This window comes from Streptomyces sp. NPDC039424 (assembly GCF_055639495.1).
In genome coordinates, this window is the sequence record NZ_JBVKAI010000011.1 from 13,717 (window position 1) to 39,561 (window position 25,845).

The 25,845-nt window shown below is 73.9% G+C and carries 19 protein-coding genes, 1 pseudogene and 1 riboswitch; of the genes and pseudogenes, 11 read left to right on the forward strand and 9 right to left on the reverse strand.

The features are described 5' to 3' along the window. Positions 1-127 precede the first annotated feature (127 nt). The gene (locus ACZ7L0_RS25590) at positions 128-1,357 is read left to right on the forward strand and encodes a PP2C family protein-serine/threonine phosphatase (RefSeq protein WP_471244882.1); all 1,230 of its coding nucleotides are present in this window, start codon (positions 128-130) and stop codon (positions 1,355-1,357) included. A gap of 182 nt (positions 1,358-1,539) precedes the next feature. Then, positions 1,540-1,714: riboswitch (cyclic di-AMP (ydaO/yuaA leader) on the forward strand. A gap of 8 nt (positions 1,715-1,722) precedes the next feature. Then, positions 1,723-3,321: a C40 family peptidase gene (locus ACZ7L0_RS25595; RefSeq protein WP_471244883.1), complete on the forward strand. Its 1,599-nt coding sequence runs from the start codon at positions 1,723-1,725 to the stop codon at positions 3,319-3,321. Here ACZ7L0_RS25595 and ACZ7L0_RS25600 read toward each other — a convergent pair. Continuing rightward, on the reverse strand, positions 3,297-4,367 hold the full coding sequence (locus tag ACZ7L0_RS25600) for an NAD-dependent epimerase/dehydratase family protein (protein WP_471244884.1): 1,071 nt from the start codon (positions 4,365-4,367) through the stop codon (positions 3,297-3,299). The genes ACZ7L0_RS25595 and ACZ7L0_RS25600 overlap by 25 nt on opposite strands. Before the next feature lie 216 nt (positions 4,368-4,583). Between ACZ7L0_RS25600 and ACZ7L0_RS25605 the strand changes: the two genes are divergently transcribed. Both ACZ7L0_RS25605 and ACZ7L0_RS25610 read left to right on the forward strand, forming a co-directional pair. Then, a complete protein-coding gene (locus tag ACZ7L0_RS25605) occupies positions 4,584-5,948 on the forward strand; it encodes an FAD-dependent oxidoreductase (protein WP_471244885.1) in 1,365 nt (454 codons plus the stop codon). A 198-nt stretch (positions 5,949-6,146) separates the two neighbouring features. After that, positions 6,147-7,112: a DUF1152 domain-containing protein gene (locus ACZ7L0_RS25610; protein ID WP_471244886.1), complete on the forward strand. Its 966-nt coding sequence runs from the start codon at positions 6,147-6,149 to the stop codon at positions 7,110-7,112. Positions 7,113-7,118: 6 nt separating this feature from the next. On the opposite strand, the gene ACZ7L0_RS25615 is transcribed toward ACZ7L0_RS25610, so the two are convergent. Beyond that, complete coding sequence (locus tag ACZ7L0_RS25615; RefSeq protein ID WP_471244887.1) at positions 7,119-7,874, reverse strand: DUF4097 family beta strand repeat-containing protein; 756 nt, start codon at positions 7,872-7,874, stop codon at positions 7,119-7,121. A 283-nt stretch (positions 7,875-8,157) separates the two neighbouring features. Here ACZ7L0_RS25615 and ACZ7L0_RS25620 point away from each other — a divergent pair, with 283 nt between their 5' ends. From ACZ7L0_RS25620 to ACZ7L0_RS25645, 6 genes are all read left to right on the forward strand, one after another. Next, positions 8,158-9,324, forward strand: coding sequence for a hypothetical protein (locus ACZ7L0_RS25620; RefSeq protein WP_471244888.1), 1,167 nt, complete (start codon positions 8,158-8,160; stop codon positions 9,322-9,324). 63 nt (positions 9,325-9,387) lie between these two features. Continuing rightward, the gene (locus tag ACZ7L0_RS25625; RefSeq protein ID WP_471244889.1) at positions 9,388-9,675 is read left to right on the forward strand and encodes a YkvA family protein; all 288 of its coding nucleotides are present in this window, start codon (positions 9,388-9,390) and stop codon (positions 9,673-9,675) included. A gap of 45 nt (positions 9,676-9,720) precedes the next feature. Continuing rightward, the gene (locus ACZ7L0_RS25630; protein ID WP_471244890.1) at positions 9,721-10,416 is read left to right on the forward strand and encodes a 2-phosphosulfolactate phosphatase; all 696 of its coding nucleotides are present in this window, start codon (positions 9,721-9,723) and stop codon (positions 10,414-10,416) included. A gap of 147 nt (positions 10,417-10,563) precedes the next feature. Beyond that, complete coding sequence (locus ACZ7L0_RS25635) at positions 10,564-13,074, forward strand: SpoIIE family protein phosphatase (RefSeq protein WP_471244891.1); 2,511 nt, start codon at positions 10,564-10,566, stop codon at positions 13,072-13,074. Between the two features lie 121 nt (positions 13,075-13,195). Further along, positions 13,196-15,979: a SpoIIE family protein phosphatase gene (locus ACZ7L0_RS25640; protein WP_471244892.1), complete on the forward strand. Its 2,784-nt coding sequence runs from the start codon at positions 13,196-13,198 to the stop codon at positions 15,977-15,979. Between the two features lie 11 nt (positions 15,980-15,990). Next, positions 15,991-17,310 (forward strand): hypothetical protein, encoded by a 1,320-nt coding sequence (locus tag ACZ7L0_RS25645; protein ID WP_471244893.1) that lies wholly within the window; start codon positions 15,991-15,993, stop codon positions 17,308-17,310. Between the two features lie 15 nt (positions 17,311-17,325). Here ACZ7L0_RS25645 and ACZ7L0_RS25650 read toward each other — a convergent pair whose 3' ends face one another. From ACZ7L0_RS25650 to ACZ7L0_RS25660, 3 genes are all read right to left on the reverse strand, one after another. After that, positions 17,326-17,562, reverse strand: a complete 237-nt coding sequence (locus ACZ7L0_RS25650; protein WP_471244894.1) for a hypothetical protein — start codon at positions 17,560-17,562, stop codon at positions 17,326-17,328. A 94-nt stretch (positions 17,563-17,656) separates the two neighbouring features. Beyond that, positions 17,657-19,171, reverse strand: a complete 1,515-nt coding sequence (locus ACZ7L0_RS25655; protein ID WP_471244895.1) for an FG-GAP repeat protein — start codon at positions 19,169-19,171, stop codon at positions 17,657-17,659. A gap of 149 nt (positions 19,172-19,320) precedes the next feature. After that, complete coding sequence (locus ACZ7L0_RS25660) at positions 19,321-21,165, reverse strand: glycoside hydrolase family 15 protein (RefSeq protein ID WP_471244896.1); 1,845 nt, start codon at positions 21,163-21,165, stop codon at positions 19,321-19,323. Between the two features lie 190 nt (positions 21,166-21,355). Between ACZ7L0_RS25660 and ACZ7L0_RS25665 the strand changes: the two genes are divergently transcribed. After that, positions 21,356-21,562 (forward strand): hypothetical protein, encoded by a 207-nt coding sequence (locus ACZ7L0_RS25665; protein ID WP_471244897.1) that lies wholly within the window; start codon positions 21,356-21,358, stop codon positions 21,560-21,562. A 161-nt stretch (positions 21,563-21,723) separates the two neighbouring features. Here ACZ7L0_RS25665 and ACZ7L0_RS25670 read toward each other — a convergent pair whose 3' ends face one another. The 4 genes and pseudogenes from ACZ7L0_RS25670 to ACZ7L0_RS25685 form a co-directional block, all read right to left on the reverse strand. After that, positions 21,724-22,233 carry a DUF5709 domain-containing protein gene (locus ACZ7L0_RS25670; RefSeq protein ID WP_471244898.1) on the reverse strand — a complete coding sequence of 170 codons (510 nt, stop codon included), beginning with the start codon at positions 22,231-22,233 and terminating at the stop codon, positions 21,724-21,726. A 378-nt stretch (positions 22,234-22,611) separates the two neighbouring features. Further along, positions 22,612-23,271, reverse strand: a pseudogene (locus tag ACZ7L0_RS25675) (Dyp-type peroxidase); the annotation flags it as partial. Positions 23,272-23,299: 28 nt separating this feature from the next. Next, entirely contained in the window at positions 23,300-24,247 is a 948-nt protein-coding gene (locus tag ACZ7L0_RS25680; protein WP_471244899.1) for a lysylphosphatidylglycerol synthase domain-containing protein, read from the reverse strand. Beyond that, complete coding sequence (locus tag ACZ7L0_RS25685; protein ID WP_471244900.1) at positions 24,244-25,731, reverse strand: hypothetical protein; 1,488 nt, start codon at positions 25,729-25,731, stop codon at positions 24,244-24,246. Before ACZ7L0_RS25685 ends, ACZ7L0_RS25680 begins: the two co-directional genes overlap by 4 nt. Positions 25,732-25,845: the final 114 nt, after the last annotated feature.

A 25,845-nucleotide genomic window follows, 5' to 3' on the forward strand; every position in this document is an offset into this window, starting at 1 on the left:
GTGCACGCCGGTCCCCGGAGGTCATGGAATTCGTTGCCCGCGTCCACCATCACCGCCTCTCCCCCCGCTCACGTGCCGGTTTCATGGGAAACTGAGCCCATACCGGCGGTCGGACTGGGCGGCAGGCATGGCGGACACGGAGATCGACTACGCGGCGGCGTTCGAGGCGCTGCCGGGTATGGTCGCCCTGCTGACGCCGGACCTGGTGTACGCGGACGCCAACGAGGAATTCCTCCGGATGGCCGGGCGCAGGCGCGCGGAGGTCGTGGGCCGTTACCTGTTCGACGTGTTCCCGGACAACCCCAACGAGCCCGCCGCGACCGGTATGCGGAACCTGGCGGCCTCCCTGCGCCGGGTACTGGCCACCGGCGAGCGGGACACGATGGCCCTCCAGCGGTACGACGTCGAGCTCACCGACCGGCCCGGACACTGGGAGGAGCGCTACTGGAGCCCCGTCAACGCGCCGGTGTTCGGCCCGGACGGGACGGTGGTGCTGCTGGTGCACCGGGTCGAGGAGGTCACCGAACTCATCCGGGCTCGCAACCGCGGCGACAGCGACCGGACCCGGGTGCTCGAGGCCGAGCTGTACCGGCGGGCCCGGGAACTGCAGGAGCTGAACGAACGGCTGCGCCGGGCCCAGGCCCGGGACCGGGAGGTGGCGCTCGCCCTCCAGGAGGCGATGCTCCCCGACCGCCGGCAGGTGGGGCGCCGCCGGGCCGCCGTGCGGTACCAGCCCGCGGTGAGCGCGCTGAACGTGTGCGGCGACTGGTACGACCTGGTCGACCGGGTCGGCGGTGACTGCATCGGCCTGTCGGTCGGCGACGTGGTCGGGCACGGTCTGCGGGCCGCCTGTGTGATGGGTCAGCTGCGCAGCGCGCTCAGCGCCGCCTGCCGGGTCGCCGAGGGGCCCGCGCAGGCCCTGAACGCCCTGGGGGAGTACGCCCATGTGGTCGACGGGGCGGAGTCGGCCACGGCCGTGGCGGCCTTCATCGACTTCGACCGGCGCAACCTGTCGTACAGCAGCGCGGGGCATCCGCCGCCCGTGCTGCTCCATGCCGACGGGAGCGTGGAGTTCCTCGACCGCGCCACCGATCCCCCGCTGGACGCGCGGCCGGACCCCCGGCCCCGGCCCGAGGCGCACACCGCCTTCGACCACGGGGCCACCCTCGTCCTGTACACCGACGGCCTGATCGAGCGGCGGCACGAGGACATCGACGCCGGGCTGGCCCACCTCGCCGACGTCCTCGTACGGCACCGGGACGCCGACCCGGAGGATCTCGCCGACGCCGTCCTGCGGGAGTTGCTGCCGCGGGAGGGTGCGACCGACGACACCGCGCTGGTCATCATGCGGCTGTGAGGCGGGAGTTCGTGCCGTCTTTACCCCCTCGTGCACCCTCTTCACCAGATGATCATGACCATCAAGATGAATATCACAATTACGTATCGGACATTCCGCGCTTCAACCTTCACACCAGCCACACATGTTCGTTAGGTTTACGCCCAGGCCGCACGGCTCCCCCCGGCGAACCCCGCCGGGCCGCGTGGCCTCCGCCGAGTCCGGTCCTTCCAGCGTGGCAGCCGGAGCCGGGGACCCACCGAAACTTGGGGTGAATCGGCCCAACCGCCCGACAGGGCAAGGGCCGTAGGGCATGCCTTCCACCATCGACCGCCCGAACCCGACAGCTAACCCGGTAGGCGGAGCACGGAAGGAGTACGTCCCCCATGGCGCGCGAAAGCCGCGACGAGGTTCGGCAGCGAATCGACACCCTCTACGACCAGGCCGAGAACGCCACCGGGAACTACAACGCGACCCGTGCGATGACCTCGGGGAATCGCACCCGCCCCTTCTCCGCGCTCAACGGGACGGGAGGGCGCTCCGGTTCCGGCCTCGACGGTGTCCCCCGGCAGTGGTTCGACGGCGCGCGCGCCAAGCTGGGGCCGACCGTGCCCGCCGCGCTGCCGGCCGACCGGGCGCCGAAACGCCCGGCGCCGGGCCGCTCCGCGGAGCGGCCGGCGGCCGGTCTGCTCGGCCGTGAGCCGCTTCCGGAGCTGACCGCCGGGCCGGCGGCCGGCCGGGCCGTCGCGGAGCTCACCGCCCGGCCCGTCGCCGCGCTGCCCGCCGCGTCGGAGGCACGGCGCGAGCTGGAGCCGCCCAAGGCCCTCCCGGGCCCCGCCACCGAGCGGGAGCCTTCCAGCCCGGCGACCGCCAAGAGCCGCAACCAGCGGAAGCTGGCCGAGGCCCGCGAGCTGCTGTCCCGGCGCACCGCCCAGCCGGCCTCGCAGCCCCTGGCCCTCGAACCACCGCGACCGGCCGAGACCGCCTGGCGCGCCGCGGGAGCCCTCACCTCCGGCCCCCTGACGGGCACCGGCTCCTTCCCCACCGCCACGGCCCCCCTGACCGACACCGGCACGTTCGCCGTTCCCAACCCGCTGACGAACACCGGGACCTTCGCGGTCCCCAACCCCGTCGCCAACACCGGGACCTTCGCAGTCCCCGACCCGGTCACCGACACCGGATCCTTCGCAGTCCCCAACCCGGTCACCGACACCGGATCCTTCGCAGTCCCCAACCCCGTCGCCAACACCGGGACCTTCGCGGTCCCCAACCCGCTGACCAACACTGGGACCTTCGCCGTCCCCAACCCCCTGACGGACACCGGGTCGTTCGCCGCCGCGGCCCCCCTGACCGACACGGGCTCCTTCCCCGCCGCGGCCCCCCTGACCGGTACCGGGACCTTCGCCGTCCCCGAGCCGCTCACGAGCTCCGGATCCTTCGCGGTCCCCAACCCGCTCACGGACACCGGGTCCTTCGCCGCCGCGGCCCCCTTGACCGAGACCGGATCCTTCGCCGCCCCCAACCCGCTCACGAACACCGGGACCTTCCCCGCCGCCCCCCTGACCGACACCGGATCATTGGCCGCTCCCGCCCCTGTCATCGCCCCCGCCCCCCAGTCCCCGTACGACGGCAAGGCAGCGAAGGCGATCGCCTTCGCCCGGGCGCAGATCGGGCGGCCCTGTGTCTGGGGTGCGACCGGACCGGAGTCGTACGACTGCTCCAGTCTGATCCAGGCCGCCTGGCGCGTCGCGGGCGTGACGCTGCCCCGGTCCGCGCAGCAGCAGGCGGACGCGGGCATGCCGCTCGCGCTGAGCGACGCGCAGGCCGGAGATCTCGTGTTCTTCTTCGACGACGACAGGCACGTCGGCCTCTACGTCGGCAACGGCATGATGATCCACGCACCGGGCCCGGGCGCGTACATCCGCGAGGAGTCGGTGTACGGCGCCGGGGAGTCGGCGATTCACCGGGTCGTACGGCCGGCGTGAGGCCGGCCGCGCCGGCTCTCGTAGTGGTCCAGCAGGGTCTCCTCGACCGGGCGGTAGGTGAGGCCCAGTTCGCGCACGCTCCGGCTGTTGTCCACGCGGAATCGGATGCCGAGGTGTTTGCGGATGTAGTCCTGGGTGAGGCCGAAGGCCGGACCCAGGACGCGCACCGGCCAGTGCGGGAGCGCGGTGCGGGGCAGTCGCAGGTCGCGCGGATGGCGGGCGCGGATGATGCGGGACATCTCGTGGAAGGACGTCATCGTCTCGGCCGCGACGATGTAGCGGCCCCTGGCCGCCGGGTTCTCCGCCGCCAGGATGTGCGCGTCGGCCACGTCCCGTACGTCCGCCGTAGTGAAGCTGAAGTCCGGTGCGCCGTAGCAGAAGTAGCCCTTGAACAGCTCGTCGAGCAGGAACAGGCTGCCGGACTCGGACGCGGGAGTGAACGAGGGGCCCAGGACCAGGCCGGGGTTGACGGACACCATCCGCCAGCGGTCCTGCGCCTTCTCGGCCTCCCAGGCGGTGCGCTCCGCCGCGGTCTTCGCGTAGTGGTAGGGGTTGTTCTCCACCGTGCTGGTGGTGTTGAAGTACCTCTCCGACAGCACCTGGCCGTCCATGGCGAGCACGTCGGCGTAGTCGCCGAAGACCGCGCCCACCGTGGAGGTGAACACCAGGGTGTGCACGCTGGGCGCGCGCTCCACCGCCGCCAGCACGTTGCGGGTGCCGAGCACGGCCGGTTCCACCACGTCCCGGCGGCCGTCCTTGATCTTCTCCGGCATGAGGAACGGCGACGCCACATGGAAGACGACCGCGCAGCCGCGCAGGGCCTCGTCGAAGGAGCCCTCGCGCAGCAGGTCCGCCTCGAACAGGGTCAGTCGCCCGGGGAACGCCTCCTGCAGCTCCCGCAGGGGCCGCACCTTCTCGGGACGCGCGATCCCGCGCACGGTGGTGTGCACCCGGTAGCCGCGCTTCAGCAGCCGCCGCACCAGATGGCTGCCGACGAATCCGCTGCCGCCGGTCACCCCGACGGTCGTCGCCCCGTGCTCCCCCACCCTGTCACCCCTCGGTCCCGGTCGGTGGCTCGTCCGGGGCGGGCCGGGCCGCGCCCCGAGGCAAGGGTCGGACATGCCCATGACCGGTGTCCATGACACGGGTGGGCATAAGATCGGCTTATGAGCTCATAGAGCGGACCCGCGTACTAAGTTAGGACTGCCTTAGTTTAGGCTTCCCGATCGAGTCGCCTGTCATCGCTCGAAGGGAACCTGATCATGCCGCGCCCGCTGCGGGTAGCCATCGTCGGAGCCGGCCCGGCCGGAATCTACGCCGCCGACGCCCTGCTCAAGTCCGAGGTGGCGGCCGAGCCCGGCGTGTCCATCGACCTCTTCGAGCGGATGCCCGCCCCGTTCGGCCTGATCCGCTACGGCGTCGCCCCCGACCACCCGCGCATCAAGGGCATCATCACGGCCCTGCACCAGGTGCTCGACAAGCCGCAGATCCGGCTCTTCGGGAACGTCGACTACCCGACCGACATCAGCCTCGACGACCTGCGCGCCTTCTACGACGCCGTGATCTTCTCCACCGGGGCGACGGCCGACCGGGCGCTGCCGATACCCGGCATCGACCTCGACGGCTCCTACGGCGCCGCCGATTTCGTGTCCTGGTACGACGGCCACCCGGACGTGCCGCGCACCTGGCCGCTCGAGGCCGAGAAGGTCGCCGTCCTCGGCGTCGGCAACGTCGCGCTCGACGTGGCCCGGATCCTGGCCAAGACGGCGGACGAGCTGCTGCCGACCGAGATCCCGGCGAACGTCTACGAGGGCCTGAAGGCCAACAAGGCCCTGGAGATCCACGTCTTCGGCCGCCGCGGCCCGGCCCAGGCCAAGTTCAGCCCGATGGAGCTCAGGGAGCTGGACCACTCCCCCAACATCGAGGTCATCGTCGACCCCGAGGACATCGACTACGACGAGGGCTCGATCGAGACCCGGCGCGGCAACAAGCAGGCCGACATGGTCGCCAAGACGCTGGAGAACTGGGCGATCCGGGACGCCGGCGACCGGCCGCACAAGCTGTTCCTGCACTTCTTCGAGTCCCCGTCGGAGGTCCTCGGCGAGGACGGCAAGGTCGTCGGCCTGCGCACCGAGCGCACCGCCCTCGACGGCACCGGCAATGTCAAGGGCACCGGTGAGTTCAAGGACTGGGACGTCTCCGCGGTCTACCGCGCCGTCGGCTACCTGTCCGAGAAGCTGCCCAAGCTGCCGTGGGACCTGGAGTCGGGCACCGTCCCGGACGAGGGCGGTCGGGTCATCGAGGAGAGCGGCGCCCACCTGCAGTCCACGTACGTCACCGGCTGGATCCGGCGCGGCCCCGTGGGCCTGATCGGCCACACCAAGGGCGACGCCAACGAGACGGTGGCCAACCTCCTGGACGACTTCGCCGCCGGTCGTCTGCACACCCCCGCCGCCCCCGCGCCGGAGGCCGTGGACGCCTTCCTCGCCGAGCGGAACGTCCGCTTCACCACCTGGGAGGGCTGGTACCGCCTGGACGCCGCCGAGAAGGCACTGGGCGAGCCGCAGGGCCGCGAGCGCGTGAAGATCGTCGAGCGCGAGGACATGCTGCGGGAGAGCGGCGCGTGAGCGGCGGGGAGCCTCTCCCCGCCCGGTAGGTCTTAGGGCCTGCCCGGCGGATCATGCCGCAGACGCGGGGCTTGGCACGCCCGTCTGCGGCGTTGTCGTCGGTTGCCACTCCCCCAAGCTCGAATGCGCTCGCGGGGGGGGAACATCGTCGCCGCGCACCCCAACAGGCCCGGGCACGGGGTCTGTTAGCGTCCTGCGGTGCTCTCCCTCCGTGAACCCGCCTTCTTCACCCGCCTGCGCGACGCGCGGCGGGTGCTCGTCGCCGGTGCGGGCGGCGGCTTCGACGTCTATGCCGGTCTCCCCCTGGCGCTCGCGCTGCGGGCGGCCGGGGCGGAGGTGCATCTGGCCAGTCTGTCCTTCGCCGACCTGTACGGCCTGGACCTGGACGTGTGGGTCGAGCAGGACGTCGCCGCCGTACGCCCGGACACCCCGCTGCGCGGCGACTACTTCCCCGAGCGCACCCTCGCCGAGTGGCTCGCGGAGCAGGGCCTGCCCGCGACCGTGTACGCCTTCGCGCGCACCGGTGTCGAGCCGCTGCGGGCCGCCTACCGGAGCCTGCTCGCCCACCTGGGCGGGGTGGACGCCGTGGTGCTGGTGGACGGCGGGACCGACATCCTGATGCGCGGCGACGAGCACGGGCTGGGCACCCCGGAGGAGGACATGGCCAGCCTGGCCGCCGTCAACGGCCTGGACGAGGTCCCGCACCGGCTGGTGGCCTGCCTCGGCTTCGGGGTGGACGCGTACCACGGCGTGAACCACTCGCTGGTCCTGGAGAACCTGGCCGCCCTGGAGCGCGAGGGCGCGTATCTGGGGGCGTTCTCGCTGCCGCGCGAGAGTCGCGAGGGGACCCTCTACCTCGACGCGGTGGCACACGCCCAGCGGCGCACCGCGAGCCATCCCAGCATCGTCAACGGGTCCGTCGCGGCGGCCGTGAGCGGCGGCTTCGGGGATGTGCGGTTCACCGAACGGACCAGGGACAGCGAGTTGTTCGTCAACCCTCTGATGGCGCTGTACTTCTGCGTGGACGCGCCCGGTCTCGCCCGCCGCAACCTCTACCTCGACCGGCTGGAGGGCACGGCGCTGATGCGGCAGATCAGCTCGGTCATCGAGCGGTTCCGCGAGGAACTGCCCCGCCAGCGCCCGCCGCGGGCCTTCCCGCACTGAGTCCGGTCACCCGGGGCGGACGGTGACGTCACCGTTGACGGTGGTCAGCGTCATGCGGTGGCCGTCGGCCGCGCGCGCCGTGGGAACCGTGACGGACGGGCGGCCGTTGGCGGTGGTCGCGCTGACCCGGTAGCCGGGGGCGTCGTGCGGCACCGAGACCCGGACCGAGCCGTTGGTGGTGGTCGCGGTGACCTCGGCCGGTGCGGTGGCGCAGTCGAGGTCGATGTCTCCGTTGACCGTCCCGGCGCGCAGCCGTGCCGCGCCGAGGGCCGCCGCGCGCACCGAGCCGTTGCGGGTGGCGAGCCGTACGGCCGCCCCCTTACGGCCCGAACGGGTGACCGTCACATCGCCGTTGACGGTCGTCAGGTCCAGCGCGCCGGTCACCCCCGCCGCGTCGATGCCCGCGTCGCGGGCGGAGACGGTGACGGCCGCGCCTTCCGGGACGGCGACCTCGGGCTGCCGGGGGCACCGTCCCGCGCGGTCGCCGTGGGCCGGGCAGGACAGGTCCAGGACCCAGGTGCCGCCGTGGTGGGACCAGTGGTGGCCGACGCGCCGGTCGACGCCGAGGCGGTCGCCGTCGGCGGGGCGCAGTCGCAGCCCGTCGCCGGTGGTGATCACCAGGCGCAAGGCCGCGGGTCCCTCCGGCAGGGCCGCGAGCGGTCGCGCGTCGCCGCCGTCCCCGCCGCCGCAGGCCGTGGCGGCGAGGGCCAGCGCGAGGAGAACGGCCGGGCGCCGCAGGGACACCGTCGTCGTCGCGTCCATGCCGAACGCCTTCCCCGCCACCCGGGATCCATGGCGCGGGACGCACGAGCGGACGGGGCCCGCCCCTAAGCGGATGGAGAGCGGGCCCCGTCCGTCAACCATTGTCGTGGTCCGGACAGATCACGGGCATGGGTGAACACCGCCGTGCTGGAGCGCGGCCCGCACACCCCGGGCACACCGCGTGCGCCCCGTGCGCCACGCCGGACGGCCCCCCGCCCTGCGTGCCGCGATCACCGACCGCAATACTGGGGGTCGCACGCCGTCCCCCTCCGCAGATTGGCTCATGTCGAACTCCGCCCCCGACCGCGCCACGACCCCCCGCACCGTGTGGCTGGCCCGCGGCCGCCACCACGGCACCCCGTCCGCCGAGGACGTCCTCCGCCGCAACCTGCGCCGGCTCAAGGTGGACGAGATCCTCGACGACTTCGGCGAACCGCCGGACCCCGAGGACACGCACGGGCGGGTCTTCGAGGCACGCTGGCGGGCCTCCGGTGGGGTGACCGTTCGCGCCCGCCTGACGCTCCTGCCCCCGCGGGAGCGGGAGGAAGGACGGGAGTGGAACCTCGTCGCGGAGGCGGAACGCCCGTGGGAGGAGGAGTGGGCGTCGCCCGCCACGATGTTCTGGCCGGACGACGAGGAGACCGCCTGGGACCACCACCACGCCGTGCCGGAACTGCGCCTCGGGCAGGTCAACCCGCTCCCCGCCGACGACAAGGACATGCGGCGCGTCCTGCGGAGCGCGGCGCGCGAGTCCTGGTGCGTCGACGTCGTCGTGCACGAGGCGATGACCCCGGACGAGCGCGGGAAGCTGCCGCTGACGCGGCTCCTGCCGCCGGGGCTGCGGCACCGGGTCGTGGAGCACCGGGCCGCACCGCAGCAGCTGCGCGCCGTCAACTACGCCCTGAAGGACCTCGGCGTCGAGGTGCCGCGCGGCGGAGCGGTGGTCCTCCCGCCGCAGCCGGCCCCGCCCGGATACACCGCGCAGGACCACTGCGTGCGCAACGTCTTCCTGGACGGCTCGGAACCGGCCGAACTCATCGACGTACTGCGCCGCTTCACCACCCTGCCCCTGCCGCTCCCGGAGGGCGCCGAGGAGGCGCTGACCGGTCTGCGGGAGAAGTGGACCCTGCTGACGCTGGAGGAGGAACTGGCCCGGCAGCGCGAACTCGTCGCCATGTACGCCGGGGCGCTCGACGCGATGACGAAGTCGCGCGACCTCTACCGGGAGGCCGCGGAGCGGGCCCACGAGGCACTGGCCGCCTACCGCGACGCCCCCGCCCCGCCCGCCGAGCGGCCCGCCGCTCCGACGGCGTCCCCGTTGCAGCAGCTGACCCGGACCTTCGAGCGTCTCAGGTTCACCGGCAAGGGGCTCCGCCCGGCGCCCGGCCCCGGCGCCGCACCGGAAGCCGCGGCGGAGAGCGATTCCGCTACCCCGTCCGAAAGGCGATAGCGCGGCCGGGACGGGGAAGCCGAAGAGGGACCGACCTGCCCGAGGCCGAGCGGAGGAGGCCCCATGGAGGAGCCCACAACCTGGCTCGTGGTCGCCGCGGTCCTCGCGGCGGCCCTGCTCTCGGTGGCCGTCGTCCTCCTCGTACGTCTGGTGCGCACCCGGCGCACCCTGCGCCGGGCCGGGCTGCCCACCGGGTCGCGCTGGGTGTTCTGGGGCGCCGTCCTCTACCTGGTGCTGCCGACCGACCTGCTGCCGGACCCGGTGTACCTCGACGACATCGGCGTCCTGCTCCTCGCCCTGCGCAGCATGCGCGCCGCCCGGACGCTGCCGCCGGACGAGGCCGGATCCTGACGCGCGGGCCGCACCCGGAGCCCCGCCCGGCCTCATCATGGTGCGATGCGACCGACGTTCACCGGAGTATCCGGTCTGTCCGCGACGCCCGACGTCGCCGTCGTCATCGACGTGATGCGCGCGTTCACCGTGGCCGCCGGGGCGTTCCGGCTCGGCGCGGAACGCATAGTGTTCACCGAAACGGCCGAGGAGGCCCTGGAGTTGAAGGCCCGTCATCCCGGTTGGCTGGCCTTCCAGGACGGCGCTCCGACACCCGGGTTCGACCTGGCCAACTCGCCCGCCCGGCTCCGTTCGCTCGACCTGGCGGGCCGTACCGTGGTGCAGAAGACCACCGCCGGGACCGTGGGCGCCCTGGCGGTCGCCGACGCCCGGCTCCTGCTGTGCGCGAGTTTCGCCGTGGCCGGTGCGACGACGCGGCTCCTGCGGCGGGAGCGGCCCGAGGCGGTCACCTTCGTCGTCACCGGCGACGACGGCGGGGCCGAGGAGGACTTGGCGTGCGCCCAGTACATCGCGGCCGGCGTCACCTCCGGCACGGCCGACCCGGCCCCGTACGTCACCCGCGCCCGGCACTCCCACGGCGCCGCCCGCCTCGCAGACGGGGTCCGGCGGGGCTGGGCGGGCGTCCACCCCGAGGACATGGGGCTGTGCCTCGAGGTGGACACGTGCGCGTTCGCCATGGTGGCCGGGCGGGAGGACGGGCGGCTGGTCCTCCGGGCGGTACGGGAGGAGCCCGCGGCCTGACGGGCGGCGGTCTCCGCGGTGGGGCGCGGGCGCCCTCCGCCGCGCCGCCCGCGCGGCGCGTTCCGTCCGCCCAGGTGCGTTTCCGGGCCGTCGTGGCGCATTCTTGCTGTGTCACCCACCCGGCGGCGCACGGACGAGGTAGGGCCGATGACTGGGAGCGGGGAGCACGCGGGCCGGGCCCGCGGACGGCTGGCCCGGCTGCTCGTCGACGCCTCGACCCGAGCGCTGGACCGGGCCGGCGGACGCGTGGGCGGCGTGTACCTGCGCTCCAGTACACCCGGCCTGCTGCGTCTCGCGGTACTGGTCGGGCTGCCGGGTCCGTTGTTCCGGCCCTGGTGGCGGCTGCATGTGGACCGGCCCTTCCCGGTCGCTGACGCCTACCGGCTCGGCATCCAGGTGGTGCTGCCCAACGCCACCGAGATGGTGCGCCGGTATCCGCAGTTCGCGGCCGGTCTGCCGTTCCAGTTCGGGTCGGTCTGTGTGCCCGTGCCGGGCCGGACGTCGGCCCTCGGCGTGCTGACCGTGCTGCGGCCGGCGGTCACGGAGGCGGTGGACCGGCTGCCCGACGCCGAGCGGCTGGCCCCGTTGGCCGAGGATCTCGGCGCCGAGCTGCGCGCCCTCGTGGACGGTGACGAGAGCGCGGTCGTCTGGGACGGGGATCCGCTATGCGCGCGCCCGCCCGCGGCGCGTCCCGTCCCCTGGCCCATCGGGCGGTTCACCTGGGACCCGGCGAGCTCCACGGTGACCGCGGACGGCCGGCTGCACGATCTGCTGGGCGTGCTGCCCGGGGAGTTCAGCGGGACGGGGGAGGCGCTCGCGGAGGCCCTGGCCCCGGCGGACGCCCACCAGATCATGGGGGCGCTCGACGACACGGCCGCCGGGAAGCCGCCGCCCATGCCGCTGTACGTCCGGGCGGCCGACGGGACCGCGAGGCTGCTGGACCTGTGGCCCCCGGCGCACCCGGCCGGCCCGTCCCTGGTACGGGGTCTCGTCCTCGATCCGGGCCCCGCCGCCACCGCCAACGCCGCGGCCGACCCGCTCCCGCAGGGCGTGTTCTGCCTGGACCGGCTGGGTGTGATCGTGTACGCCAACCCGGCCGCGGCCCGGCTGCTGGGCCAGGAGCACGCCCGGCTGCTCGGGCATCCCTTCGCGGACGTCCTGCCGTGGCTGAACCGTCCCCCGTACGAGGACCATCTGCGGGGTGCCCTGCTCTCCCCCGAGCCGGTGCACTTCCAGGTCCGGCGGCCGTCGGACGACGGCGAGGGCGAGGGCGACTGGCTGGCGCTGTCCCTGCACTCCGGCCCGGACACGCTCACCTGCACCGTCGTCCCGGCGAGCCGGATGGACGCGCCGATGGACACCCATGTCGACCTGCCACCCGCCCGGACCGCGCCGGGGGACCAGCCCGACGCTTCCCCGCTGGCCTCGCTGTACCGGCCCATCGCCCTCGCCATCGCGCTGACCGACGCGGTCACCGCCCGCCAGGTGTCGGAGGTCGTCATGCGGGAGCTGCTGCCCGCGTTCGGCGGCCGGCGCCTGGCGATCTACCTGTTGCAGGAGCGGCACCTGTACCTGGCCTGGGAGACCGGTTTCCCACAAGGGTTCCTGACCCCGTTCGAGGGGGTCGGCCTCGACGCCCGCCTGCCCGGGGTCGAGACGCTCACCAGCGGCAGGCCGATCTTCTTCGAGTCCATGCAGCAGCTGAACGCCTCCTACCCGGGTATCCCGCTGGACGCCACGGAGGGCGCCCGCGCCTTCCTGCCGCTGATCGCCTCGGGGCGGCCGGTCGGCTCCTGCATCCTGGGCTTCGAGCGCCCCCGCCGGTTCAGTACGGAGGAACGTACGGTCCTCACCGCGCTCGCCGGGCTGATCGCGCACGCCATGGAGAAGGCGCAGCGCTACGACACCGAGGCGGCGCTCGCCCGGGGCCTGCAGCAGGCGCTGCTGCCGCGCCGGCTGTCGGCGCATCCGCAGGTGGAGACCGCCGGGCGCTATCTGCCCGGCACGCAGGGCATGGACGTCGGCGGGGACTGGTACGACGTGGTCGAGGCCGGTGACGGTCTGGCGCTGGTCATCGGGGACGTCCAGGGGCACGGTGTGCAGGCGGCGGCGACCATGGGGCAGCTGCGCAGCGCGGTGCGGGCCTTCGCGCTCGGGGACCATCCGCCCGACGAGGTCATGAGCGGCACCAACCGCCTGCTCATCGATCTCGACCCCGGACAGTTCGCCAGCTGCTGCTACCTGCGCCTCGACCCCGCCACCGGGGTGGCCCGGGTCGCCCGGGCCGGGCATCCGCCGCCCCTGCTGCGCTCCCCGGACGGCCGGACCCACGTCCTGGACCTGCCCGGCGGGGTCGTCCTGGGCGTGGACCCGCGCGCCCAGTACCCGGTGGCGGAGCTGGCCCTGGAACCCGACGCGATCCTGGCCCTGTACACGGACGGGCTCGTCGAGCGGCCCGGCAGCGACATCGACGACGGGATAGGCGCGCTGCGCGTGGCCCTCGGCCGGGCCGGGGCCGCCGCCGGACGCCGGGGCGGCCGGTCCCTGTCCGGCGTCGCCGACCGCCTCACCGCCACCGCCCGGCACGCCACCGACCGCCCCGACGACGTGGCCCTCCTGCTGGCCACCCGCCGCACGACACCCGGGCGCCCGCGGTGACCCCGGCGCTCCATCGGCGGGCAGCGGCCCTCGTCCGGCGTCCCCCGCCCACCGGATCACGGTCAGTCACCTCGTGTGACGCCCCTCGCCACCGGAGGCCGGGCAGTGTAGACATGGGCTCATGGTCCGACAGTTGGGCCGGACCGTGACGCGGCCGGTCCGTCGGTCCGGGGATCCGCAGGGACCGCTCGCACCGCGGCAGGACGGAACCGGGCCGCTCCGCGCACGGGCCGGGAGGCTGTGGTCGGCGCTGAGCGGACGCAGCGTCGCCGGACAGGTCTTCGTGCTGCAAGTGGTCATCGTGCTGCTGCTGGTGGTGTCGGCCGTGGTGGCGCAGGTGCTGCAGGTCCGGCACGACAGCGACCTGGAGGCCCAGAACCGCTCCCTCGCCGTCGCCGAGACGTTCGCCAACGCGCCGGGCACGGTGGCGGCGCTGCGCAGCAGGCACCCGACCGCCCTCCTCCAGCCGAAGGCCGAGGCCGCCCGCAAGGCGAGCGGGGTCGACTTCATCGTCGTGATGAACACCGACGGGGTCCGCTACACCCACCCCAGACCGGACCGCATCGGCAAGAAGTTCGTCGGCGACATCGCGCCCGCGCTGGCCGGCCGGACCGTGACCGAGCACATCGACGGCACCATCGGCCCGCTGGTGCAGGTCGTGGTCCCGGTGAAGGCGCCGGACGGCTCCGTGGTGGGCCTGGTGTCGTCCGGTATCACCACCGCGCACGTCGGCGGCGCCGCAGACCAGCAGCTGCCGCTCCTGCTGGCCGCCGCCGCGGCGGCGCTCGCCCTGGCCACCGCGGGCACGGCCCTGGTGAGCCGACGGCTGCTGCGGCAGACGCGCGGCCTGGGCCCGTACGAGATGACCCGCATGTACGAGCACCACGACGCGGTGCTGCACGCGGTCCGGGAAGGTGTGCTCATCGTCAGCGGCGAGGGCCGGCTGCTGCTCGCCAACGACGAGGCGCACCGCCTGCTCGACCTGCCCGAGGACGCCGAACGCCGCCATGTGCTCGAACTGGGCCTCGACACCGAGACCGCCGGGCTGCTGGCCTCGGGCCGGGTCGCCACCGACGAGGTGCACCTGGTCAAGGACCGGCTGCTGGCGATCAACCAGCGGCCGACGGACCTCAGGGGCGGCCCGCCGGGCAGCGTGACCACGCTGCGCGACTCCACCGAGCTGCGCGCGGTGTCCGGCCGGGCGGAGGTGGCCCGCGAACGCCTGAACATGCTGTACGACGCCGGGGTCGGCATCGGCACCAGCCTGGACGTGACCCGCACCGCCCAGGAACTGGCGGAGCTGGCCGTGCCGAGGTTCGCGGACTTCGCCACCGTGGACCTGTTCGACGCCGTGATCGAGGGCGGCGACCCGAAGCCGGGGACCGCCCTGCGCCGGGCCGCGCGCGACGGCATCCGCGAGGACGCCCCGCTGTATCCGGTGGGCCGGCGCATCCGGTTCGTCGCGACCTCGCCGCAGGCCCGCAGCCTGGCCACCGGCCAGTCGGTCGTGGAGCCCCGGCTGCGCGACGCCCCGGGCTGGCTGGCGCAGGACCTGGAACGCACCGAGCAGGTCGTGGAGTACGGCATCCACTCGCTGGTCACGGTGCCGCTGCGCGCGGGCAGCCTGATGCTGGGCGTGGCCAACTTCTGGCGGTCCGAGAAGCCCGAGCCGTTCGACGCCGAGGAGCTGGCCCTCGCCGAGGAGCTCGTCGCCCGCGCGGCGGTGTCCATCGACAACGCGCGCCGCTACACCCGCGAGCACAGCATGGCGGTCGCCCTGCAGCGCAGTCTGCTGCCCCGCTCCCTGCCCGCGCAGAGCGCCCTGGAGATCGCCTACCGCTATCTGCCCGCGCAGGCCGGGGTCGGCGGGGACTGGTTCGACGTGCTGCCGCTGTCCGGGGCCCGGGTGGCGCTGGTGGTCGGGGACGTGGTGGGCCACGGGCTGCACGCGGCGGCCACCATGGGGCGGCTGCGCACGGCGGTGCACAACTTCTCCGCGCTCGATCTGCCGCCCGACGAACTCCTCGTGCTGCTGGACGAACTGGTGGCCCGCATCGACCAGGACGAGACACCGGCCGACGGTACCGCGGTGGTCACCGGCGCGACCTGTCTGTACGCGGTCTACGACCCGGTCACCCGGCGCTGCACCGTCGCCCGGGCCGGCCACCCCCCGCCCGCCGTGGTCGGCCCGGACGGCGACGTCGAGTTCCCGGACGTACCCGCCGGTCCCCCGCTGGGCCTGGGCGGACTGCCCTTCGAGACGGCCGAGCTGGAGCTGGCGGAGGGCACCCGCCTCGTCCTGTACACGGACGGACTGGTCGAGGACCGGGACCGGGACATCGACGAGGGCCTGGAGCTGCTGCGCACCGCGCTGAAGCGGGCCGGGGACTCGCCCGAGGACACCTGCCGGGCCGTGCTCGACCGGCTGCCGGCCCAGCCCAGCGACGACGTCGCCCTGATCGTCGCCCGCACCCGTGTCCTGCGCCCCGACCGGGTCGCCGAGTGGCACGTACCCTCCGAACCCGCGGCCGTCTCCGAGGTTCGGGCCTCGGTGACCCGGCAGTTGGCTCAGTGGGGCCTGGACGACCTGGCGTTCACCACGGAGCTGATCCTGAGCGAGCTGGTCACCAACGCCATCCGGTACGGCCGAGGGCCCATCGGCGTGCGACTGCTGCGCGACCGGGCCCTGATCTGCGAGGTGTCCGACACCAGCACGACCTCACCGCACCTGAGGTACGCGGCCACCACCGACGAGGGCGGACGGGGTCTGTTCCTGGTCGCCCAGCTCGCGGAGCGCTGGGGCACCCGGTACACCCCCCATGGCAAGATCATCTGGGCGGAGCAGGCGCTGCCCCGGGAGGGGGCGGGCGAAAATGCGTTTGATGACGCGTCGGACGATCGGTGATGATCTCCGGCATGTTCTCGCGCAAGAGCCGCCGTCCGAAGTCCCCCGAGCTCCGCAAGGCCTGGGAGTGCCTGGACTCCGCAGACGTGCCCGGTGCCCTGCGGGTGCTCCGGGCCGGTGCGGCGGACCTGCCGCCGGGTGATGTGGCCCTGGTGGTCGGGCGGGTGGCGAAGACGGTGGGCTTCGGCGACCTGGAAGAGGCGTCGACCGCGCTGGCGGCCCGTCCCGGCCACGCCCAGGCCCTCTTCGACTTCGGGTACGCGTGCGTCGAACGCGACCTGTCCTACCTGGCGATCCCCGCCCTGCGCGAGGTACTGCGCACCAACCCGGGCGCGCTCGCCGTCGTACGGGAGCTGGTGTCGGCGTACGAGCGCGAGGGCCGCCACCGCGAGGCGGCCGCGGAACTGGCCCGGCACGAGGCGGACTTCGCCGACTGGCCGGACCGCTACCTCCTGGTGTTCAACGCGCTCCTCTCGGGCGACCTGGCCCTGGCCCGGCGTCAGCGCGCGCTGCTGCCGGACCCGGAGGACTCCATGTGGCAGTCGGCCCGGGAGCGGCAGGACCGCATGCTGGAGCGGGCCGCCGCGGCGGAGGGGGCCGGCTCGCTGGACCTGACCGACCTGCGCGGCTGGCAGTACGTGATGGGCGGGACCGTGCTGGGCACGCTTTCCCCGTACGGCTTCGACGAGGGCATGGCGGGCCGCTACGCCCTGCTGCAGGACACCCCCGGCCAGTGTCTGCGGGGCCTGCTGCGGCTGCGGACACTGCTGGAGGCCGCCGAGGTGCGGCCGCGGTCGGTGTCCCTGCTGCCCGGCCGGGGTTCGCGGATCCTCGGCCTGGCCGCCGCCGAGGTGCTGGGTCTGCCGGCCAAGCCGTTCGCGGCCGGGCGGGAGGACACCGTGGTCGTGGCGTACGACCTGAACGAGCTCGCCCGGGAGGACGGCGGGCCCGAGATCATCGGGGAGCTCTTCGAGCGCGCCCCGGGGCAGGTGCTCCACGAGCACGCGAGTTCCTGGACCGACGCCCCCGCCATCACGGCCGACAGCGTGGCCCTGCTGCATCAGACGGTGCTGGCGCCGTGGAGCGAGCAGATGCGTCTGGGGGACGACGGGAACGTGGAGCAGGGGCCGGCCGACGACCGGCCCGAGGCGGAGATCGCCGCCGGGATCACAGACGCGGACCCGGCCGCCGACGAGGACGACGGCTCGGGTCCGGTGGACGATGACGAGGCCTTCGCCGCCTTCGTCACGTCGGTGCGCGGCACCTGGCTGCGCGGGGACCGGGTCCGCCTTCCCTCTTCCGGACCGGTGGCCAGTTCCCGCTTCGTATGAGGCGCCGGGGTGGCGTCAGCTGCCGTCCAGCCGCGAGCGCAGCAGCTGCTTGCCCAACTCCGCGCCCTTGCGGCTGTCGGCCTGCGCCTTGCGGAACAGGTCGACGACCTCCCGGTCCTTTTGGCGTTCCGCGTCCTGGATGTAGGTCTCCAGGCGGAGGGCGTTGCTCAGGCACGCCTCGACGTACCAGATCAGGTCGAAGTCCTTGTCCCGTGTGCCGGTGAGGTCGCCGGTCTCGGTGCTGCTGGTCATAAGGGTCTCCTCCATGTCATGACCCAGCGTCGCTGTGCTTTCGGAGACCACCGAGTACCCATGCGACCCGCGGACATACCGCCCCGATCTGGGACTATTCGTCGATCACGGCGCCGAAACGGGCCGCGTGGCCGTTCCCGCCCAGGGCGGCGGCACCGTACGACCACGAGCCGCTCGCCGAGAGCCCGCCGCCGCTCGCGGGCAGCAGCCACACCGCGCCGTTCCCGGCGTTCTCGCCGGGCGCCGCCGCGAGCAGCTCGGCGCGGCCGTCGCCGTCGGTGTCCGCCAGCCGCACCTGGCCGCCCCAGACGTCGTCCGCCTCGGCGGTGCCGGGGACGCCGGAGCTGTTCTGGTCGAAGGACCGCGCGCCGGTCCCGGTCAGGCCCCCGCGGGTACCGCGCAGCAGCCACACCGCGCCCGCGTCGGCGACCGTGCCCACGTCCTCGCCGGGCGCGCCGACGGCCACGTCCGCGTAGCCGTCGCCGTTCACGTCGGCCACGGACAGGTCCTCGCCCCAGGCGTCGCCCTCCTCGGCGGTGCCGGGGACGCCCGGGGAGTTCTGCGACCACCACTGCGCGGAGGTCCCGGGCCCCTGGGTGCCGGCCGGGCCGTCCTCGCCGCCGTAGTAGACGCCGACCAGGCCGCCGGGCGCGTCCGCGTCCCCGGTGGACTCGTCGGCGGCGCTGAGCTGGCCGACGACGAGGTCGTCGTAGCCGTCCCGGTCGATGTCGCCGGAGGCGGTGCCCAGACCGCCGTGCAGGTCCCGCCGGTAGGCCAGGCCGTCGGTGCCGCCCGCGTAGTACGCCGACCAGCCCCGGGTGTAGTCGTCGTCCGGGCTGTAGCCGGAGACGACCAGGTCGGCGAAACCGTCGCGGTCGTAGTCGCCGGTGGTCACATAGCCGGGCTGCAGCTTGTGGCCGGTGGAGTGCGGGGCGCCGACCTGCCGCAGGACGCCAGCGTGGTACGTGAAGACGTGCAGGCCCACCTTCTGGTCGAGGACGACGAGCTGGTCGGCGTCGGTGTCCCCGGTGAACCGCGCGGCGGCCACCCCGAGCCCGAACCGGGCCCCGGCCGCGGGCCTGGCGGCGGTGACGGAGGCGGTCTGCTCGGCGCCCAGGCCCGCCTTGGAGCCGTACAGGACGGTCACCCGGCCCGCGTCCGCGACGCTGCCCTCGTCCTCGCCGGGCGCGCCGATCACCGCGTCGTCGTAGCCGTCGCCGTCCAGGTCGCCGGTGGCGACCGCCTGCCCGAAGTCGTCCCAGGCCTCCGAGGTGCCGGGCACGCCCTTGGTGGACTGGCTGATGACCGCCGTACGGCCCTTGGGGACCGTGGTGTTGGTGCCGATGCCGTTCGGGGCGCCGTACTGCACGGTGACGTATCCGGCGCCCTCCTTGCCGTCGACGGTGCCCTCCGGGACGCCGATGACGATGTCCGCGTAGCCGTCGCCGTTGAAGTCGCTGTTGCGGTCGGCGGCGGTGGTGCCGCCGGGGACGCCCGCGAACGCGGACGGTGCGGCCAGGATGCCGGCGCCGGCCAGCAGCAGGAAGGCGGTGGCCGTGGCTGCGGCGGAGGCCGAGGTGCGGCGGATGGTACGTGCGGTGTGGGTCATGTCCCGTTCCCCCAGGGCTTGTTGACGGGCGGTCATGTTTTTTCGCCGACGCCCGGTTGGACACGGGAGGTCCGGGATGAGTTGTGGCGCCGCGCGCGGCTGTGACACACCGGTGACAGTCGGTGCGGGGCCGGGACGTACGCGGCGGGTCAGCCGAGAGCGCGGTCCAGGTTGAACGCGGCGCTGATCAGGGACAGATGGGTGAACGCCTGCGGGAAGTTGCCCTGTTGCTCGCCGGTGCGGCCGATCTCCTCGGCGTACAGGCCGAGATGGTTGGCGTAGGTGAGCATCTTCTCGAACGCCAGCCGCGCCTCCTCCAGCCGTCCGGCGCGCACCAGCGCCTCCACGTACCAGAAGGAGCAGATGGAGAACGTGCCCTCGTCGCCGCGCAGTCCGTCGGGGCTGGCCTGCGGGTCGTAGCGGTAGACGAGGGAGTCGGAGACCAGTTCCTCGGTGAGGGCGTCCAGGGTGGACAGCCACTTGGGGTCGGTGGGGGCGATGAACTTCGCCAGCGGCATCATCAGCACGGAGGCGTCCAGGACGTCGCTGTCCTCGTACTGGACGAAGGCGCGGCGCCGCGGTGACCAGCCGCGGTCCATGATCCGCCGATAGATGGTGTCCCGGCACTGCCGCCAGCGGCGGTGGTCGGCGGGCAGGCCGCGCCGGTTGGCGAGGCGGATGGCCCGCTCGATGGCCACCCAGCACATCAGCCGGGAGTAGAGGAAGTTCTTGCGGCCGCCGCGGGTCTCCCACACGCCCTCGTCGGGCTGGTCCCAGTGGTCGCAGACCCAGTCGACCAGCTGGCAGACATCGTCCCACTGGTCGCTGGAGATGGGCTGGGCCCACTTGTCGTAGAGGTAGATGGAGTCGATGAGGGCGCCGTAGATGTCGAGCTGGAGCTGGTCGGCGGCGGCGTTGCCGACCCGGACCGGGGCGGAGCCACGGTGGCCCGAGAGGTGGCTCAGTTCGCGTTCGGACAGGTCGGTGCGGCCGTCGATGCCGTACATGATCTGCAGGGGGCCGGAGCCCCCGCCGTCGCCGGGGCTGATGTGGGTGGTCAGGAACCGCATGAACGCCGCGGCCTCGCCGGAGAAGCCCAGCCGCAGCAGGGCGTACACGGCGAAGGCCGCGTCGCGGATCCACACGTAGCGGTAGTCCCAGTTGCGTTCGCCGCCGAGCTGTTCGGGGAGGCTGGTGGTGGGCGCGGCGACGATGGCGCCGGTCGGGGCGTAGGTGAGCAGCTTCAGGGTGAGGGCGGAGCGGTGGACCATCTCGCGCCAGCGGCCGCGGTAGCGGGACTGCGACAGCCAGCGCCGCCAGTAGGCGACCGTGGCGGCGAACTCGCGCTCGGCCTCGGTGCGGGCGCAGCCGCGCGGGGCCACCTCGTCGCCGACCTGGTCGAGGGCGAACACCGCGGTCTCGCCCTCCGCGAGCTTGAAGTCGGCCAGCGCGTCCACGCCGTCGCTCTCCAGCGTCACGGTCGCGGTCAGCGCCAGGGAGATGTCCCGGGACTCGAAGACGGCGGTGTCACCGAGCATGCTCACGCTGTGCGGGGCGGCGCCGTAGTCGAAGCGCGGGGCGACACGGGCCCGGAAGGGGACGGTGCCGCGGACGCACAGGACGCGGCGGATCAGGCGGTGCCGGCCGGCCTCGGCGGGCTCGGCGGACTCTCCCGTCACCGGCATGAAGTCCTGGACCTCGCCGACGCCGTCCTCGGTGAAGAACCGGGTGATCAGTACGTTGGTGTCGGGGAAGTAGAACTGCTTGGTCCGGGCCGGTACGGTCGCCGCGAGCTCGAAGCATCCGCCGCGCTCGGCGTCCAGGATCGCCGCGAAGACGCTGGGGGAGTCGAAGGACCGGCAGCAGTACCAGTCGATCGTGCCGTCGCTGCCGACCAGGGCGACGCTGCGCAGGTCGCCGATCAGCCCGTGCTCGGCGATCGGCAGGAAGGGCCGGCTCCCGGGTACGTCCTGGTACGGGTGCGTCTCGGCCATCGGCGGCCTCCCCGGTGGGGGTGTGCGGGCTGTCTTCAGCTTAGGGGCCGGGGTTTCCTTCCGCCGCCTCCAGGTACCTCGTCATCGGGGCGCCCCGCCCTTCCGGATGCAGGGCGCGGCCGGGCGGTGAATCGTGAGAGTGGGTCCCGGTCTCGCGGCACGGGCCATCCGGACCCGAGGAGGAGGCATCATGTCGACGTCTGAACCCGAAACGTCCCGGTCGTCCGACGACCTGCGCACCCCGGACTCGCTGCTCCACACCGGCGCCGGCGGCCAGGTCTCGCCGGAGGACCTGGTACTGGCGGCGGGCCGGGACCTCACCCCGGCAAACCTCGAGTGGGCCCAGCGCAAGCTGGCGGCGGAGGGGCCGGCGGCCATGGAGAAACTACTGCCGTAACCCCCACGACCCACTGACCACCGGCCCGGGCACGGGCTCCCGGACCGGTGGTCGTCATGTACCGGGCCACTGCCCCGGGGAGGTGCCGGACCGCCCCGTCGACTTGCCCCGGCCGACTTGCCCCGGCCCGGTGACTTCAGGAACCGGGCCGGGTCGGCCGGTCAGGTGGGCCGGTTCGGGGGCTCGTCCGGGAGGGCCGTGTCCTCGTCGATGACATGCATCGCCGCCTCCTCCGCGCCGGCGGCGCCGCCGTCGATGCCCACGTCGTTGGCGACGGTTTCCTTGGTGGTGTCGGGGTGGGCGCCCTCGTCGGGGGCGACGAGGCGGCCGGCGCGCTCGGTGCCTGCCTCGGGGTCGACGGGTTCGCCCTCGCCGCCGGGGAGGTCGCCGAGGGAGTCGCCGGTGGGCGGGGAGACGTCGGGCCGCTCCTGGGCGAGTCGCTGGTCGAGGCTCTCGCCCTCGTGCTGCTCGGCCGCGGTCGTGCCGTAGCGGGTGACGCCCAGCGGCTTCTCCGGGGGCGAGTAGCCCTCGTCGAGGGTGTCGTCGTAGGTCCGTTCGTCCACCGCGTCCTGGAGGTCCAGGGGCGCGGCGTCCTCCTGTTCCTCGTTGGTCCCGGTGGGCTGGTACGCGTCATCCGCCATCGGGGTCTGCTCCGGCTCCTGCGCGCTCATGGCCGCCTCCCTCTCGTCGCTCGACGCCTGTGGTGTCCCGTTCCCGCTCCGCGTTTCCCGCAGCCCGGTCCCTAATCACATCGGTGGCAACCGTCCTGACCAGCACGGGAGTTGCGGCTCGGCGACCGCCGCGGGAGATCACCGGCTGGTCGATCTTGAATGCTCAAACGAGGGAGCTTCTACGGCTGCGGGGGGGGCGCACGGCCCGCACGCCGAGGCGGCCGTCCCGCCGGCCCCGATTCCGCGCGGGGAGGAACTGAACGGAACCAGGGACGGCCGTCATCGGGAGCGACACCGCACAGCCTTGTGTCAACGCCCCTCAGCGGCAAGCCGTGTGCGGTAAAGCCGGGGACAGGCCTTGGCCATGGCAACGGAAAGTCAGGCGGCCAGCAGACCCCGGCCCAGCCAGTCCCCGGCGTCCCGGACACCCGGCAGCGCGAAGAAGTAGCCGCCGCCCGTCGGGGAGATGTAGTCGACGAGGGGTTCGTCGATCAGCCGGGTCTGGGTGGCCTCGAACTGCCGCCGGACGTCCTGCTGGTAGCAGCAGAAGACCAGTCCCATGTCGAGGTTGCCGACGCTGTCCACGCCCCGGTCGTAGTTGTAGCCGCGGCGCAGGATGCGGGAGGCGTCGGTGGCGGCGGTGCGCGGGTTGGCGAGGCGGATGTGCGCGTCGAGGGGGATGGCCGTGCCGTGCGGGTCCTTGGCGTACTGGGGGGCGTCGGTCTCCTTGGCGCCGTCCAGGGGAGCGCCGGTGTCCTTGCGGCGGCCGAACATCTTCTCCTGCTCGGTCAGCGAGACCCGGTCCCAGAACTCCACCAGCATCCGGACGATCCGGATCACCTGGTTGCCGCCCTTCGTCCAGGCCGGCTCGCCCTGTCCGTCGCCCACCCAGATCAGCCGGCCGGTCTCCCGGGCCGAAGTGACGTCCGGGTTGGCGATGCCGTCCTTGAACCCGAGCAGGTTGCGCTGGGCGCCGGTGGGGCGCGGGGCGTTCTGGAAGCCGTCGACGCGCCATTTGAGCCCCCGTACGTCCCGCGCCGCGGGAGCGCCGGAAACGCCGTCCCGCTCACAGCGCCTTGCGCCGGACCAGCACCCCGAGCACCAGCAGGCCCGGCACCAGCGGCAGCCACACGGTGAGCAGCCGGTAGCCGAGGACGACGGAGGCCGCGGCGGCGGCCGGGGCCCCGGAGGCGGTCAGGGCGAGGCCGAGGGCCGCGTCGAGGGAGCCCAGGCCGCCCGGGGTGGGCAGCAGGGCGGCGGCGCTGCTGGCGGCGAGGTAGAGCAGGGCCACGCGGGCCGGGGCCAGGGGGAGTTCCACGGCCCGGGTGATGGCGATCAGCACCAGGGAGTGCAGCGCGGCGAAGGCCAGCGAGCCGCCCCACAGGGCCACCGCGCGGGGTGGGCTGGCGTGCACGGCGCGGATGTCGGCCAGGACGGTCGTCAGGACGGCCCGGCAGCGGGGCCGCAGCGGGCCGGCGAGCAGGACGGCCGACAGTACGAGGGCGGCGAGGACGGCGGCCAGGGCGGTCGGCGGGATGCCCGGGGCGTGCGGCAGGCCGGAACAGGCGGGGGCGAGCGCCGTGATCAGCGCGCCGCGGACCAGGACGCCCGCGGTGGCCTTGACCGCGAGCGCGCTCGCCGAGCGGCCCGCGGGCAGCCCGCAGCGCATCAGGAACCGCAGGTTGACCGCGCCGGCCCCGAGCCCCGCGGGCAGGATGTGGTTGGCGGCGGACGCGGCGAACTGCGCGGCCACCAGGCGCCCGCCGGGCAGCCGTCGGGCGACCGCGCCCTGCTGGGCGAGCGAGGAGGCCGCCCAGGTGCCGGCCGCCGCCGTCGCGCCGACCAGCAGCCAGCCCTGGTCGGCGACGGCGAGCCGCAGGGCGCCCGTCTCCAGAGTCGGCCAGTGCCGCCGGGCCAGGTAGGCCGCGCAGACCAGGACGGCGAGGCAGACGGCGGTGGGCCCGTAGGCCCGTAGGCGGCCGGCGCCCGCGGCGAGGTCCGGCGGGGACGTCATGGGCGTTCCGCCGGTACGGCGTAGTGCAGGCGCAGCCCGCCGAAGGGCACGGACGGCCAGTTCCGGGCGTACGCGGGTGGCCGGGATCCGGTGGTGACCAGGGTGGCGACCGGTGTGGCGCGCGCGGTCCGGGCGATGATCTCCGCCCTGCTGTTGGCGTTGTGCCCGGCGATCGCGGCGGAGGAGCAGCCGGCGTAGAACGCGATCGGGATCGCCTCGTGTCCGGTCAGCAGACAGGGCGGACGGACGCCGAGGCGGTGGAGTTCGGCGGCGGTGCGGGACCAGGCGCGGTGGGAGGCGGTGGTGCGCTGGACGGTATGCGCCAGGACGGCGGCCTGGACGGCGAGATGCGCGGCGAGACCGAGCGCCACCAGTGTCACGGCCATCGGCCGCCACGGGCGGCGGGGCGCGGTCGCGAGGTGGACGAGCGCGTCGGCCACCGGGAGCGCCAGCAGGGCGTAGGCGGGCAGCAGGAACCGGGGCGCGGCGTAGCCGATCAGGAACAGGTACGGGAAGGCGGCCGTCGCCCCGCAGGCCAGCGTCACCCCGGTGACCGCCGTGCGCCGGTCCCGGACGGCGACGGCCAGGCCGGCCACCGCGAGCAGCGGCAGCACGAACCACCAGACGGTGAGCGCCGGGTGGGGCAGCGGGCCCGTGCAGGGCCGGCACAGACCGCGTCCGCCGAGGCTGCGCAGCTGGTCGACCACGGCGAGGTGCCAGCCCAGGCCACCCTGGATCGCTGAGCCGTCGGACAGCCGCCGGACGAGGCCCCCGTAGCCGACGTAGGCCTCGATCACCCACTCCGCGGCCCCGGCCGTCAGTCCGGCGAGGAGCGCGCCGAGGAGGCGCCAGTGGTGGCGGAGCAGGGCGAGGACGAACAGCGGCAGGACCGCCCAGACCGCGTCGGTCGGCCGCATCCAGGCCATCAGCGCCCCGCTCGCGACCAGGCCCCACAAGGCGGCCCGGTCCGAGCGGTCGGCGCGGGCGCGCAGAAAGCAGGCGACGGCGGCGAGCGCGCCGACGGCGACCCAGTAGTTGGGCATGACCTGCGGACCGTAGAAGAGCGTCACCCACAGCGAGGCGAACAGGGCGCCCGCCGGGGCCAGGACGCGGGCCGGGAACAAGCCCCGCCAGGCGCGCAGCGCCAGGAACAGGGCCAGGCCGGACAGGACGGCCAGGTAGATCCGCAGCAGCGGGGTGGACGACGACCACGCCGCGACGGGCGCGACGAGCAGGGAGACGCCGCGCGCCCGGGGTGCGCTGAAGAAGGCCGCCGGGGCGTGGCCGCTGACCTGGCTGACGTACACCGTCTCGTCCCAGCCGAGGCCCATACCCGGCCGGACGAGGAGGAGTTGAGCCAGGGTGAAGGCAGCCGCCACGGCCGCGAGGAGGCCGTCGGTGCGGGCGCGCCGGGTGTCGCCGGACACGGTCCACGGACCGCCGCGCCGGGTCCCGGCCAGTGTGGCGTGCGCGCCGCCGGACATCGCCCACCCCTCACAGCACATCGGAGCCAAAACCATAAAAGCGGAGAAACAAGAAAATCATGCTCAAACTAACCCGTACCGGACCGACGTGCAGCGCGGTACGGCCATCCGCCT

Excerpts from the sequence above, each read along its gene's own strand:
- ACZ7L0_RS25620 (WP_471244888.1), top strand. The coding sequence starts at position 8,158 with ATGTCGAACTCCGCCCCCGACCGCGCCACGACCCCCCGCACCGTGTGG.
- ACZ7L0_RS25590 (WP_471244882.1), top strand. The coding sequence starts at position 128 with ATGGCGGACACGGAGATCGACTACGCGGCGGCGTTCGAGGCGCTGCCG.
- ACZ7L0_RS25615 (WP_471244887.1), bottom strand. The coding sequence starts at position 7,874 with ATGGACGCGACGACGACGGTGTCCCTGCGGCGCCCGGCCGTTCTCCTC.
- ACZ7L0_RS25655 (WP_471244895.1), bottom strand. The coding sequence starts at position 19,171 with ATGACCCACACCGCACGTACCATCCGCCGCACCTCGGCCTCCGCCGCA.
- ACZ7L0_RS25625 (WP_471244889.1), top strand. The coding sequence starts at position 9,388 with ATGGAGGAGCCCACAACCTGGCTCGTGGTCGCCGCGGTCCTCGCGGCG.
- ACZ7L0_RS25680 (WP_471244899.1), bottom strand. The coding sequence starts at position 24,247 with ATGACGTCCCCGCCGGACCTCGCCGCGGGCGCCGGCCGCCTACGGGCC.
- ACZ7L0_RS25630 (WP_471244890.1), top strand. The coding sequence starts at position 9,721 with ATGCGACCGACGTTCACCGGAGTATCCGGTCTGTCCGCGACGCCCGAC.
- ACZ7L0_RS25635 (WP_471244891.1), top strand. The coding sequence starts at position 10,564 with ATGACTGGGAGCGGGGAGCACGCGGGCCGGGCCCGCGGACGGCTGGCC.
- ACZ7L0_RS25685 (WP_471244900.1), bottom strand. The coding sequence starts at position 25,731 with ATGTCCGGCGGCGCGCACGCCACACTGGCCGGGACCCGGCGCGGCGGT.
- ACZ7L0_RS25670 (WP_471244898.1), bottom strand. The coding sequence starts at position 22,233 with ATGAGCGCGCAGGAGCCGGAGCAGACCCCGATGGCGGATGACGCGTAC.
- ACZ7L0_RS25660 (WP_471244896.1), bottom strand. The coding sequence starts at position 21,165 with ATGGCCGAGACGCACCCGTACCAGGACGTACCCGGGAGCCGGCCCTTC.
- ACZ7L0_RS25650 (WP_471244894.1), bottom strand. The coding sequence starts at position 17,562 with ATGACCAGCAGCACCGAGACCGGCGACCTCACCGGCACACGGGACAAG.
- ACZ7L0_RS25665 (WP_471244897.1), top strand. The coding sequence starts at position 21,356 with ATGTCGACGTCTGAACCCGAAACGTCCCGGTCGTCCGACGACCTGCGC.
- ACZ7L0_RS25645 (WP_471244893.1), top strand. The coding sequence starts at position 15,991 with ATGTTCTCGCGCAAGAGCCGCCGTCCGAAGTCCCCCGAGCTCCGCAAG.
- ACZ7L0_RS25640 (WP_471244892.1), top strand. The coding sequence starts at position 13,196 with ATGGTCCGACAGTTGGGCCGGACCGTGACGCGGCCGGTCCGTCGGTCC.
- ACZ7L0_RS25605 (WP_471244885.1), top strand. The coding sequence starts at position 4,584 with ATGCCGCGCCCGCTGCGGGTAGCCATCGTCGGAGCCGGCCCGGCCGGA.
- ACZ7L0_RS25595 (WP_471244883.1), top strand. The coding sequence starts at position 1,723 with ATGGCGCGCGAAAGCCGCGACGAGGTTCGGCAGCGAATCGACACCCTC.